The sequence below is a fragment of the Virgibacillus sp. JSM 102003 genome (genome assembly GCF_041949995.1).
Lineage (GTDB): Bacteria > Bacillota > Bacilli > Bacillales > Amphibacillaceae > Lentibacillus.
The window spans coordinates 52,727-66,874 of record NZ_JBHFQH010000012.1 but is presented as its reverse complement, the minus strand read 5'-3'; the positions used below and the strand labels follow the sequence as shown (position 1 = coordinate 66,874).

8 protein-coding genes are annotated in these 14,148 nt (G+C 33.5%); all 8 read right to left on the bottom strand.

Translation table 11 applies throughout. The annotated features are described in order from the left end of the window. Positions 1-108: 108 nt before the first annotated feature. Positions 109-1,899, bottom strand: a complete 1,791-nt coding sequence (locus tag ACE1TG_RS13790; RefSeq protein ID WP_375052978.1) for a DUF262 domain-containing protein — start codon at positions 1,897-1,899, stop codon at positions 109-111. A 108-nt stretch (positions 1,900-2,007) separates the two neighbouring features. After that, on the bottom strand, positions 2,008-2,268 hold the full coding sequence (locus ACE1TG_RS13785; protein ID WP_375052977.1) for a hypothetical protein: 261 nt from the start codon (positions 2,266-2,268) through the stop codon (positions 2,008-2,010). A 103-nt stretch (positions 2,269-2,371) separates the two neighbouring features. Beyond that, positions 2,372-3,202 (bottom strand): TIR domain-containing protein, encoded by an 831-nt coding sequence (locus ACE1TG_RS13780; protein WP_375052976.1) that lies wholly within the window; start codon positions 3,200-3,202, stop codon positions 2,372-2,374. A 30-nt stretch (positions 3,203-3,232) separates the two neighbouring features. Next, positions 3,233-3,487 (bottom strand): hypothetical protein, encoded by a 255-nt coding sequence (locus ACE1TG_RS13775; protein WP_375052975.1) that lies wholly within the window; start codon positions 3,485-3,487, stop codon positions 3,233-3,235. Beyond that, a complete protein-coding gene (locus tag ACE1TG_RS13770; RefSeq protein WP_375052974.1) occupies positions 3,480-4,628 on the bottom strand; it encodes a hypothetical protein in 1,149 nt (382 codons plus the stop codon). The genes ACE1TG_RS13775 and ACE1TG_RS13770 overlap by 8 nt, the downstream gene beginning before the upstream one ends. A 63-nt stretch (positions 4,629-4,691) precedes the next feature. Then, on the bottom strand, positions 4,692-5,678 hold the full coding sequence (locus ACE1TG_RS13765; RefSeq protein WP_375052973.1) for a restriction endonuclease: 987 nt from the start codon (positions 5,676-5,678) through the stop codon (positions 4,692-4,694). A 434-nt stretch (positions 5,679-6,112) separates the two neighbouring features. Further along, positions 6,113-10,852, bottom strand: a complete 4,740-nt coding sequence (locus ACE1TG_RS13760) for an AAA domain-containing protein (protein WP_375052972.1) — start codon at positions 10,850-10,852, stop codon at positions 6,113-6,115. Between the two features lie 119 nt (positions 10,853-10,971). Further along, entirely contained in the window at positions 10,972-14,148 is a 3,177-nt protein-coding gene (locus tag ACE1TG_RS13755) for a DEAD/DEAH box helicase (protein WP_375052971.1), read from the bottom strand.

Sequence of the window (14,148 nt, the reverse complement as noted above, 5' to 3'; positions counted from 1 at the left end):
ATTGGAGACCACAACCAACACACCTATACATAATGCTATATATTGCATTATCTGATTTAAAGTACCTTGAATCACAATTCTGGCATTTTAAACTTATTACCTTGGCCATTATTTCTCATCGACCTTTCGAAAACGCCAAATTCGAACCGCTTTTTCTCCTAATTCTTTGCACCGTTCTACAACTTGTTCGAACTTAAACTCATCATAATCCGCAATTTCCTTTGTAATGTGTATGTTTGACTTCTTATATTCCTCAACTTTTGATTTGAAAGGGTTATTTGAAGCACTAATATTTAGCGATTGTGCTAAAAGAGTTAAATTGCCAATTTTATTGACATGCTCTCTATGCAGTTCAACAGCATTGGCCCCTAAGTAACTCTCCCAATCACCAAATTCATTCTTAGATTTCTTGGTTAGTATTTTTTGAGGGATAATATGTTCTAAATGTAAGTCAACACTTGAGTTTAAAATGTATTCACCCTGATCATTTATTAGATCATATTCAATCTCCTCTAGTACATATTTTGCTCTTGCTTCATTATTTTTAAAGCTATGCATTGATAATTTTTCTTTAAATTCACTATTGCTAGGCAAGTGCTTTAATAGCTTTTCCTCTACTTCTGAAACAGCAAGATTATCTTGTATATTTACTAAACTTGCAAAAATAGCATCCAGCTCACCAGTTCTATACTCACAGACATGTCTTCTCAACATAAAGGTTTCTATTAATTTTAGGATTTGAATTTTACCTTTCTCGTTAATATTTCTTTGAAATAAATCTATTAGAAATATATTGCTCGGAAACGATTTAATCATGGATAAATTTCTTAGATGTCTATTAAATACTTTATTTTCAAAAGATTGATTTCTAATTTGTTTATAAATATTAGAAGCATTACGAAGCCTCTTTGCAAACTCGATAATTGAGATTTTGCCAATACTGTTTATTTCTTCTTGAACTTCTGTATCAAGATCTTCATATGAAACATCATCATCTGTTTCATCAGTTATATCCTCATATACGATGAATTCATTTAAGTTTTCCGCTTCTTTTACAGTGTTGAAATAGAGATTCTTAAATTCTACAACTATGTTAGTTGCAGTAATCTTTTTCTTTAATAAGTAAGATAGATACTGCCTAAAGAAGTCATCTGTTTTAATTCCATCTAAATTGATAACCACTTCTGTCCAATATCGTTTGACTTCTTCTAGAGTGTTTTCATCTATTAATGAGGCGTGTCCTAACAAGAAATTCTTTATGATATCCGTAGGGCTTAACTTGAGCCCACGATTATTGATCGTCTCAAATAATTTATAAGCATCTTTAGCTTCAGCAACATCTAATCGAATAACAAAAGTATTACTAGTTAATTTATGAACAAACTCATACATTTCTGTTCTATTAAATAGTTTTATTTCTTCAGAAAAAAAATCATAAGCATCTATAAAACGCTGATTTTTAGAAAACTCTACATCATTTTTCTTCAAGAACCTCACGTAATCTGGGTCATCCAAATCCCCTAATATCAATTTTCGTTTTGGAACTCTATCAAATCCTTTACACGCAAGCATAGCTTCTAGTTCTTTATGTAAATCTTCAATCCCTAACTCTTTGAATCTGTCCGATAAAGCTTTTATAAGAATGGTTAAAGTGGTCGTTCTCTGCTGTCCATCGACTAGTTCTAATTTATTAATTCCTACAGTATGATCAGATATTAAACATAAGATATTACCTAACAAGTGAGTGTCACTTTGATTCAAGAGCTTAATATCATTAAACAAATCTGCCCACTGTTTTTCTCCCCAAGAATACCTTCGCTGATACGCAGGTATAATAAACTGTTCGCTATTACTACTAAATAGTTGATTAATCGTTAAAGTAGTAGGCGTGATTTTCATATTAACTATCCTTTCAGGAGAGAAATCTCCTAATTATTATTTTAGTATATAAGTATTTGAAGTAATGAACATTCTAGAAGATAAGCTTGCAATTAATAATGTCGATTTCTATTCAACTGACGATGTAAATGTAATTACTTTGAAAGGAAATGTAAGCCAAAATTTAATTCGTGGCTTATGTATTTCTAAAAATGTGTCAACATCTTCGCACTCATCATCAATTAAACAACCTTCAAGTTCTTTTAATTCACTGGGAATCCAATGTTCTCCACACCCTCTGTAATCTCTAATAACTTTTCCGGTTAATTTCGTTAATTCTAATAAATATTCATAAAACCGTATCTCTTTAGGTATGCTACTTATTTGCATGAAATTAAAATTAAAGATATAAAAAAAGTGCCCTAAGTTCTTCTTAATAACACTTCCACAATTAACCTAGAGAAAAGGGAGGCAGACCCTAGTTCCTTCGATTCTAAGTAAAAAATCGATTCATATCTATCTCATATCCAGAACTTTTTAATTCCTTAGCTAGCTCTATCTGCCATCGCTCATATTCATCCATCGTGATATAAACTACTCCTGATATATCATTAGGTTTTTCAAGCTCTTCTTTTACCAAAGCCGCTACGTTTTCCCTACCTATTCTTCCAATTAAAAAACCATGTTCAAAAATAACATTCTGTCTAGCACGGGGATTTAATTCATCCCTGTTTTCTTTTTTGGCACCAACATCGTCAGGTGTATACAGCACAACTCCAAAACCTACATTAGAATTGGCTTCAATTTTTTCAATTATTGTCTTACCTTGATTTGGTTGCTCACGCAGAATAATCGGATCTAATCCTAACTTCCTAATAAACAGAGCAATCTCTTTTATTGCTAATTCATCATGTCCATGTACAACAAAGACCTTTGTTTTATCAGGGTTATTTTCTTCTTTAGTATTAACTGTGTATTCCTCACAGTTTTCTAATATTTCCTTTCCTGATGAAAATATCTTTTTTGTTACATCAACAGCGTACTCATCATAATCAATTATATCTTCAGGAGATACAACCATTATAAGTCCCGTTGGCATATTATCATTTTCGTAGTTTGCAAGTTCTCTTGTAGTTTTCTTTGTTTCTTTTATTACAATTCTGTCGATTGTATTATATTGCAGAAAATATCCATCAAACTGAAAATCCTTTTTCTGTAAATATGGAATAACAATTTCCTTTATAACATCTGCTTGTTCTTCTTTGTCTAACTCATACATCTTCTTTTTGCCATCTTTTTTCTCAATTAATACTTGATAATACATACTGTGTGCCACCTCAGCCCGCATCCTATTTTATTTACCCTTCCTTAACACCTTTAATGCAATACCACCTACAGCAAGTAATGCAGTTAGACCTGCTGATCCACCACTTTTAATGCCTTTACCAATACATTCTTTACAAACGAACCCAAGATTTACGAGATTTGAACAATTTTCTACTTTACACTGTCTATATACATTTTTGCAGGATTCACATTCATATTTATTCATTTCTTTTTCTATAAAGACCCTTCTTCTTTTACAATTTGGACAATTTAATTCAGTCATTATTTATGTCTCCCATCAATAATTGTGTATCAACATCATAAGAAATTTGGATCTCTTCAAATTGTGAAACAAGTCTTTTATGCATGTTTCTAACTTCATCTACTTTAATATCGTTTGAATTTATTTCTTGTAATAAAGTTTTAGGTAACTTTCTATCTTTTAGCCTTTCCGCAACATGTAAAAGAGAAACATCATCATTGATACTAATTCCATCAACATTCAGCAAATATATTAACTTAGAAACTAGTTCTGTCGAATAGTAGTTCATTTTAGTTTCAATTTTCCTATAATATTTCGAAGCATGATGATATTCATTAGTTATTTGATAACAGGTTCCTATAAGACCAAGAGTTTGGAAATATAAATCCAATAAAAAACCATACTCATGAATAAATAATTGGATTTCATCATTATATTTTTTATTGTATTCATTCCTATATTTACTTCTCCATTCCCAAACCTTCAAACCATCTATGAAATTCGGAATAAGTTTATAATCTATTTTTCTACTTAATACTTCTTCGATAGTTTCTTCAATAAAGTCGGATAGGAACTTCAAATCTTTAATACAATCGTTAATTCTTACCATGGCATTCTTATTGGGAAGTGATTCAATGGCCTCTTCAATAACCGAATTTATACTATGCACCCTAGAAACTTTCTCTCTCCATAAAAACTCACCAAGTAAATCTATTTTTTCGTGTATCACATCGAGTTTTTTTGAGATTTCGGCCATTTGTAGTTGCCCCGATATGCTGGCAATGTTTCTAGTAATATTAGAGAGTGTGGATGGCTTATTTTTCTTGATAAGTTCTTCTGTTGTCATCTCATTAAGTTGAGCCTTTCCAACAAATTGCCCAGTCTTAGCATTTCTAATCTCTAGAGATCCTTTTTTAATTGAGAGGCTACCATTATCAATCCCACCTCGAAACTCTGGGTTTATGGTTATTTTCCATAAATCATCAAGTTTTTCTTTGTTTAACGGAATATCATTATTGTTAATATTTTCCCAAATAATTTTATTAACTGTATCAATTAACTCAGAAGGGACTGATACTTCATTATCTTTATTTGTTTTAGTTGAATTATTATAGGTTAATTCACCGCCTGTAGTGTTGATAATCCTTGGATTATTATCCAAAAAGGTACGCCCCCTTCTTTAAAGTGCCTGAATTCCGGAAACTAATTTTCACTATATAGTTTCTTATTCAGGCACATACATCTTTTGCAACGGCAACAATGCCCTAACGTCATTAGGCATATTTTCATACCATTTTACTGACAAATTAACTAGTTCCTCTATATCTACTAATCTAACAGAGTTATGTTTAGCTACCGCCTTAGCTTGTGAAGTAAATCCACCTGTTGAAACAAATAAACTATTAGAATCAATTGGGTTTGCCCCAAGTAACTGCTGAATCTCTGGTGCTGATGCAGAAGATTTTCGATGCTTTACTTGTACCTTAATAATAGGCTTTTCAAATCCAAATGCATCTTTAAATGCTAGGACATCTACGCCTCCATCAGGGCCTTTGGGACTTACCTGAACATTGTAGTCCATTGCTTGTAAGAGTCCTCCTACCAATTCTTGCATTTGCCATGGATCGAGTTTATCGACCTTGTCTTGTACCATAACCAAAGCTTTACTGACAAGATCTTCAATAATTTCGCTGTCTTCTATTTCATCTTCATCGTTATCATCAGGCTCATAAAATGGATGCTCAACTAACTCTTGAATTTCACTTCCCCAATCATCCGCACGAAAGACTGTTAACACAGAACCCAAACTATTTTTGGCTGCTTGCGATAATGAATCTCGTTCTACAGTGATTTCTTCCCATTCAACTCTTACATTATTAGGATAATCGGGGTTTCCAATAGACTTATCATAAAAATGCGATTCTGTAACTGTTCCTACCATATATTGTCGTGTCTCTTTAAAATAAGTTATTACTCGATCACCTTTGTTAATTTCTCTACTGAAACGCCATACTTGATTCACCCAACTGTTCCTGGACTTAGGTTTACTTTCCAAAAAAACAGTATCAGCTATTGCAACCAGTTCTTCTTTTGATTGGTATTGGTTTGGATCACCTAATTTAGGCCATCCAATAGAAGCAATACCTTTTTCTTTCCAAACAGGGATTAACTCATTATTATCCCCTGCACGAATCATCCACCACTTTTTCATGACCTTCACCCCGTAATTATTGAAATATTAATATTGTTTATAGCATGTATTCAGTTATATTATGATTAGCGAGCTCTTACACAAAAACCTTTGCCATAATAGCTTCATAGTCTTCTTAAACTAATCGTTCTTTAAATCGATGTAGATCACAGGTTATAGTGTTCGATTACTTTCGCCATCCGCTTCTACACTTATAAAAAATAAATTAGACAGAATGGTCTTTGTGCTTTCACATTCAGTCGTCCTTGTTGCATCATACTTTTCAATTAATGTTTGACAATTTTCAAGAATGAAGTATGGTGCAAAATGAATCCATTCACCATTATCTCTTTTCCCAATGATAAGTACAGTGGGGACTAACCCTTATTTCCTAAGTTTTACTTGCACAATAGGCTTTGCAAATCAAAACTCTTTTGTATCGCACGTTTATTAATTTATTTATCAGGATTCATATACCAACCAGGTTGCTTTTTAGTTGAACGGCTTCCATTAGGTACATATTCAAAGTGAATACCTTTACTGGTTAGTTCCTTTAAAGTTGGTTCGAGTTCCGATCCACCAACAACCCATAAACTTCCACCCTTAACCCGTTTATCAATAATATTTAACCCTTTAGATACTAAATATTCAGTTAAGCTATCATTGGAATTTCGAGAATTACTAGCATTTTCTATATCAAATAATTTCATTTGTTGAGTATCAACAGAATCATCTTCAAATAATTTCATTTGTTTTTCATTATCTGAACCCTCACTATTAGAGTAGCTTATAATACTCTGATATTCGTAAGATGACTCCTCGGGATTATCAATCATAGTCTGACGTTCCATATTACTATCCATACTACTTTCATCTAGATGTGGTTCAATCCTCATATCATCCAATTTCGCCCAGAGACTTTCCATTGCCTTCTTCCTGTTAAAATAAAATTCTCTACCCCGAATACGCCAAAACTTCCAACCAGCTCTCTCCAGTGACGCTTGACGTTGCTTATCTTCTTCAAATCTTTCAGAACCATGCCATTTCTCTCCGTCACATTCTACAGCAAGTCTATCGCGAATACCCTCAATGACAAGATCAATACGATATCCACCAACCTTAACTTGTGGAGTAACTTTATAACCTTTAGCTAAGATTAACTTTAGTACATCTACCTCAAAGGGAGAATCACATAACTTTTCTAAATCCTCTAGTTCTTCGTTGATCCTAGTGGGATTTTTGCTATAGCTTAATAAAGCGTATCTATAATCATCGCTTTTTAGCTCATTTGTATCAACTGAATGATATAATCGCATTTGATTCTTTGCGCGACTTGCCGCTACATTATAACGCTGTTTTTCGCTAGGCTGAGTTAGTTTTCTGAAATTCCTATTCGGAGCAACTACCATTGAAAGGAATATAATGTCACGTTCATCTCCTTGTAATTCATAAGGGTTTCCACAGATAATTTTCCGGGAGACGTATTCAGCATCGCCTATTTTATCTCTTATTAAATTTTCGAGAAGTTTATGCTGCCTATTTCCTTGTAGCGTTATAACGCCAAAAGTCTGATTACTGTATTTCGAGTCATTAACAACTTCAAAAATATCATTAGCGATTGCTTCAGCTTCAGGAAGGTTAATATCTTTATCTTTTTCATCATTATAACCACCGTTAACTTTAACTGCCATTACAGGTGGTTCAATTTTTTCTTCCTCCAACGGTAACCTTAAAGGTATCATTTCTCCGCCATAACTAAGGTCATTAGAGAACTGAATAATTTCAGGAACACATCTAAAGTGTTCCCTCAGCATCAACTTTCCTTCCTTAGGAAAAGACTGTTCGGCTATTTCATATAAAGATATATTACCATCAAGCAAATCAGAATTTGGAATATCAGATAAATATCGATGAACTAATTCATTCACATCATCTTGATTAACACCTATTGCTTGTGGACTGATTTGTTCATCGTCACCAACGACAATCATTCTTTTACCTCTTAATAGTACATTTGCCGAAAAAATGTCAGATTGACTGCTTTCATCAAATATAACAACATCAAACTTATCGTTAGTAATCGGAAAGTTTTCAAGAACTTGTGTGATTGGCATTATCCATACCGGAATGGCACTTTGAGCATCCTTCATAGATTCTCTTATACTACTTAAATACCGTTTGTTTTTACCTGTTGCTTTACCATACCTCTTTATATAGGTCTTCCAAGAATTCAATGCTCTTTTTTCTTTTTCTGTTATTCTTTTAATTTGGCTTTCCCATGATGCATCCCTTACAATATCTTGAATCAATTTCCTTTGATTAGTCTTTTCATTTTCAATTAATTTTCTTAATTTAGTGGCATTAATATCCCTAGTCTCATCAAGCCATGTCCTTAGTTTTCTGAGTTCAAAAGAGTTTAAGTAGCAATCAGGATATTCCCATACTTTCCCAAGTGACATTTCGATCGACTTTTCAGTTAAAGGAAGAATTTGATTCATTTTTGTTAATAATTCATAGAACCTACGAACATCTTTTTTCACTTCATATAATTCTAATAAATGATTTAATAAGTAATTCCATTGAATAATACTTTCACTTTCAAAGGCACTAATAAAATCATGTATCAGTGAATGAGTACTATCCTTATTACCAAAGGACTTTAAGTTTGATAATTCTTGGTGGTAAACTTCTAGCCATTCTTTATAATCCAAATATGCTTTAGCTTGCTTTATATCCGCTAACAAAGAACTTACATCGTAAACTGAATATAAATCAACGTGATTGATTGACAACTTATCATCTATCTCATTCATTGCTTCAAAAACTTTTATTACGGTTTTTAACTCTTTCAGTCGTTCTTCAAGAATATGTGGAAAACGTGCTGCATCCGGATCTATTTTAGACTGATTGATCTCATTTAAATTACCATTAATTATTCTTGCCGTTTCAGCCTTCAATTCTTCGTATTCAATATAATCATCAATGGGCTTAAAATCATCAATGGTTGATAATGGTTTATCGTTTAATATTGGATCTTCAAATAAATATTTAGTTTGTTTACCTTTAAATAGGAAAAAGGCGAAATTAGGTTTTTTCCCACTTTTAATTCGTTCTTTTGCAATTTCAATATTTTCTTTTAGTTCGCTAAGTCCTTTCTCAGGAAGCTTCACCATATGGGTAACTAATCCATTATAGTATTTAAACAATTTATTGCAGTTATCTTCCATGCTGTCCACTAAATCTTTCCAACGCTCTTCCCGTATTCCTCCTGCTCTCAAATCATTTAATAAGAGTTTATAACCCTCATCTTGTATAACATGTTTAAAATCTAAAATAGTGTTAAGAGACTGGATATACTTTTCTATTTCAGTAATATCATAAGATAAATGAAGTGCATACAACTGTTTAGAACCTTCATCTTTGTTTTTTGATAATTTTTCACCTTCATCAATGAGAGCTTTAAAGGATTGTTCATTTCTTAAATCCGCATCAATCTTTGGAAGTGTTTTGGAATATAATTTTAGATCCTCAGTACTTAATTGATCTCTTAAATTCCAAAGTTCCTTAAACTCAACTTCTTCCATTGGAAATTCAGCTTCCATATGTAAATCATCTAATAACCATTCATAATTTATACCTGTTTCAGACAACTGTTTAGCTACTTCATACCTAAATAATTCCTCACCTTTATATTTTAATACAGAGCCTTCCTTTTCTGCATAATCTTTTAATTGATTTGTTAGACTCGCCTCTTTTTGTTTGCTCTCATGAAGCTCTTTAAGATTTAAATTAACACTCTTATTTAATTTATCAGTATCCAGTTCTCCCAATTTTTCACTAATTGTATTAATGGATTTTTCAATTTCTTGTAAGGAATCTCTTCCACCACCCAATACTGGAACACATAAACCTTGAATTTCTTTTGGTATCTTACTTTTCAATACTCGTAAAGGGCTTTCTTTTTGACTTGTAATTAATACTCTTTTTCCTTCTGCTAAGAAATGAGAGACCAAGTTAGCTATTGTATGTGTCTTACCTGTTCCAGGTGGACCTTGTACAGTAACTCCATAATTCCTTTCAATTCTATTGACAATGTCCTTTTGTTGTTCATTGGACTCTAGTGGGAAAAATAATTGGTTTTTGGTAAACGTATTGTTGGCATCGGCATCAGTATCTGCTTCTGAAGAATCAGCAGGACTAAACTGTACTTCCTCCCCCAGAATTGACTTAACAGCTTCATTCAATTCTATGCGACCAGAATCTATACCCTCAATAATATTTTCAAGGTCGTCACGTAATACACGAGTATTTTTAACTCTAAAAATAAAAATAGTGTCATCATAAATAACTGGTGTATTACGATTTTCCATTTCTTCATCAGGCTCTTTATATTCACCGTTTGCATCAATTGTATGAACGAATTGAGTTAACAAATCCGTAATATCATCTTTTATATCGAATGTTTTTAAACTATTTAAAATCTCATCAACCCTATTTTTATTCGGCAAACGAACACCAGATAACATTTCACGTTCTACATTATTCATTTCATCTATTCTACTTGCTGTTATTACACCCTTTTCAGCATCTAAATCTAACTCTAATTTTTGTGTTAATAAGGGAGAGCGAATAAGGCCAACTTTTTTATCTGGGTGATTCCAGGTTAAGATACCCCTACCAAAAACTAATTCAAGTGATTCGCCTTCACGATCAAAGCGAGATACTAAGTCAAAGAACTCATTATATAATTTTTCAAGTTTCTTTTTCTCTTTTAAATTTTCCGACCATTCTTTCCATCTGATAATAAAGTTATGATATAGCTTAACTCTCTCTTCATCATCTTCAAATGCTTCAGAGCTCTCTTCACCATGTTCATTTATATACCTTTTTTGAGTTTCATGATTGAGGAATGCATTTTCATTGTTTATGTTAAAAGCCAACCACTCTTTAATTGTTTCATTAGGATAAGGAGGAATTTTCTCTTCTCTTCTAATTTGTGGCTTATGTATTTCTAAGAATGTATCTGAGTCATCCAATTCATCACCGATATTACAGCCTTCAACATCCTTTAAGTCATTAGGGGTCCAGTGTTTTTCAAAGCCACGATAGTCTCTTATAACTTTTCCAGTAAGTTTCGTTAACTCTAGTAGATATTCGTAAAACCTTTTCTCTTTAGGTATGCTTCTGATTTGCACTAAATCACCTCTTTAGAACCAACTATTTAATTATATTTTACAGTAATTTACTTATAATTTAAAAAGTATAATTTATAGCGTGGTTTTTTCATAATATCTTTCCGCTCATAATCTCTTTTTTATAATAATAGACCTTGCTCTAAGCGATGTTCAGTAATTTCTCTTTCTATAACCTCATACACATACAGCCGACTCTTAATTAGATCATAATCCTCTTCATCCAATTGTTGTTTAAATGAGTGTATATCATCTGTAACAACAATCAAACGACTATCGCCATCCACTTCCTCGCTTATGAAATCAATCAAACCAAATGCAGGTTGTGTTCTGACGTTCATTCTGCCATGTTGTAATTCATAATCCTCAATTAAATTTATATTGTCTTCAGGTACAACTCGACCATTGTTACCACCATTTGGCTTAACTTTAAATTGGGCTATTCGTTTAACAGGCTTCAATTGAATTGATCGTTCACGGTCAATTTCATTTAATCGTTCTTTGCTTCGGTCTTCCATTTCATCGATTTGGGCATAAGTTTGATTAATTAGAGCGCTGTTTTTACCCTCAACGTTTTCTTCTTGGTAATTTTTCAACCGTTCTTGCAACGTTTCCATTTGATCCTCAAATGACTTTCTTAAGAAAACGCGTTTCCGATTGGCATAGTCTTCGCGCTTTCGCTGAATCGTTCTGAGTAGTTTTCTTGCATGTTGAATTACATGTCGTTTAATATCTTGTTCTTCATTGTTATACGTGTTTGTGACATCTAGTGAATGATTAAACAGTAAATAAGGTGATATTTGAATAAACTCACCGTTGCCACGTTTCCCTGTTAACATTAACTTTTGGTCAAGCTCTCGGCCATTACCATCAACAATTGTCACTTGATTCAATTCCATTGTCATTGCTTCTGGAATGGACGTTTGAACTTCATACAACGGTAGAACAGCTTGTTGCATCTCCTTCGCTGTTAATCTCATCACCAAACTAAATAATGCGTCATCATTTTCAACCATTGACAATGTTTCTGTTTCCTTTGATGCTGTTAATGCAAACCGAATAGATTCATCAAAATTAAATATTAACTTCTGGTCACGTGCAAAGTCTCTTATTCTTTTTGGAAATCGATCAATACGGGCTGTAGTTTGATCTGCAGAAATACTCGTTCTTGTTCTCGTATTTTCTAAGCCATTCACAACGAACTTCCCATAAAAGCGATTCGGAATACTGTGAACGGAAACCTCATCGAAAGATCGCTTCGCACCTGGTAGATCAAAGTTATCATCTAATCGTTCATTTTGAGTGAGTTCCAATAATCGCTTATGTTCTTCCGATAATGACTTCTCCATATGTTCAATCACTTCATTCAAATCTTCACGTCCTGTGATGGCTTGTTCCATGATGGAAGATAAATCAGCTTGACGGTCTTCGAGAACTTCACCTACAAAATCATAGACCAAGTCTTGTCCAAGGTCTTCTCGCATTTGTTCCATTTTTGTTAATAATCGAGTTAACACGTCACCTTCTCTTGTATTCGTGGCAACTAAATTAAAAACAAACACTTCATTCTTCTGTCCAATACGGTGGATACGTCCCATTCGTTGCTCTAGTCGATTGGGATTCCAAGGAATATCGTAATTGACCATTTGATTACAAAATTGTAGGTTGATCGATTCTCCACCTGCATCAGTTGCAGCCATGATTTGAACGTCATTTCGAAACTTCTCTACTTCTTCTTGTCGTCTATCCATCGAGAAGTCACCAACAATTTTTGCTATATCAGGGACATAGGCTTTCAATTTCTTTTCTAGATAGTTTAGCGTATCCTTAGATTCAGTAAAAATTAATATTTTCTCACCTTGAGCTAATACACCACCAGCGCCAAATAATGTTTTTTCAAGCTCTAAAAATTTACGCTCACTTTGATTTTGTCTAATCACATTAGCTTTGCGAATCAGTTGATCCAACATCTCAATTTCTACTTGTAATTCATCAAAATCAATTTCTTCAAATTCGCCTTCAGCGTAGGCTTCGAATAATTCCTGTTCCTCAAGCGAACTATCTTCATAGTCTTCATAGTCCATCATCATTTGTTGTACTCTTTGCCCTGTTTCTAATACCTTTTGAAGACGTTCTTTCCGACGTACTAGAGATAAATAAATCGCTTCAACTGAAGAGCTTAATCGCCTTTGTAGAATCATCATGGCAAAAGCAACATTAGGTTTATTATGTTGCTTTGCACGATTGAAATAATGTCTGACATATTCCGTGACTGCCTCATACAAGTCAATTTCAGCAGGACTTAGATTAAAACCTAATGTTTTGGTTGTTCGTTTGGGAAAGATTGGTGTCCCATCAAAATTAACCATATTTTCCTTTAAACGACGTACTACATAAGGGTTACTTTTTTCAAAAATAGCATCACTACGATTTAGTTGAGAAAAAATATCGTGGTCCACCAAACTCATTAAATGTCTAAAGTTCTCTTTATCACCCTTATGGGGTGTCGCAGTTAACAGAAGACAATGTTCTGTATGTCTTAATAAGTTCTCACCCAACTGAAACATTTTTGTACGCTTCACTTTTCGTTTCTTTTGGCCAACCGTATAAGCCGCCATTTTATGAGCTTCATCCACAATGACGAAATCAAAATGGGCGTTCAAAATCATATTTTTAATATCTTCACGAGAAGCCCAATACATCGATGCAATCACTTGTTGATGCATATCAAAAGGATTAATCTCACCTGATGCTTTCAAGTAATCACGGGTAATAATGATAAAGTCTTCATCAAACTTCTCGTTTAACTCCGCTTGCCACTGTTTTAACACGAGAGGTGGTACTAGTATTAATGTTTTTCGAATCATGTTACGTGCTTTTAATTCACGGATGAGCATACCAGACATAATGGTTTTACCGGCGCCAGGGTCATCTGCCAACAGATAACGCACTTGAGGTGCTTGCAACATCTTGCTATATACGGCTTCGATTTGGTGTGGCAATGGAATTAAATTCTTGTTTCCGCGAACCCGTGAGTGAGAGTACTCTTTTTCAGTTTTTAGCACTTGATACTGCAAGTAGTGTTGAAATCGATCCTTCAATTGATCGGACGCTTCATCTTCAGAATAATGCTCGACTTCCTGTAGTTGGTATTTTTCCAAGTAATTCTCGAAGAATTGATTCGACTCTCTTCCAACAGCCTCAATTAAATACAAATCCTCATCTATGCTTTCAACATGTTTAATTTGAACGGGTTCGGGCCAAAACGAAGCACCTACAATTTCACCTTTTTTAAGCAC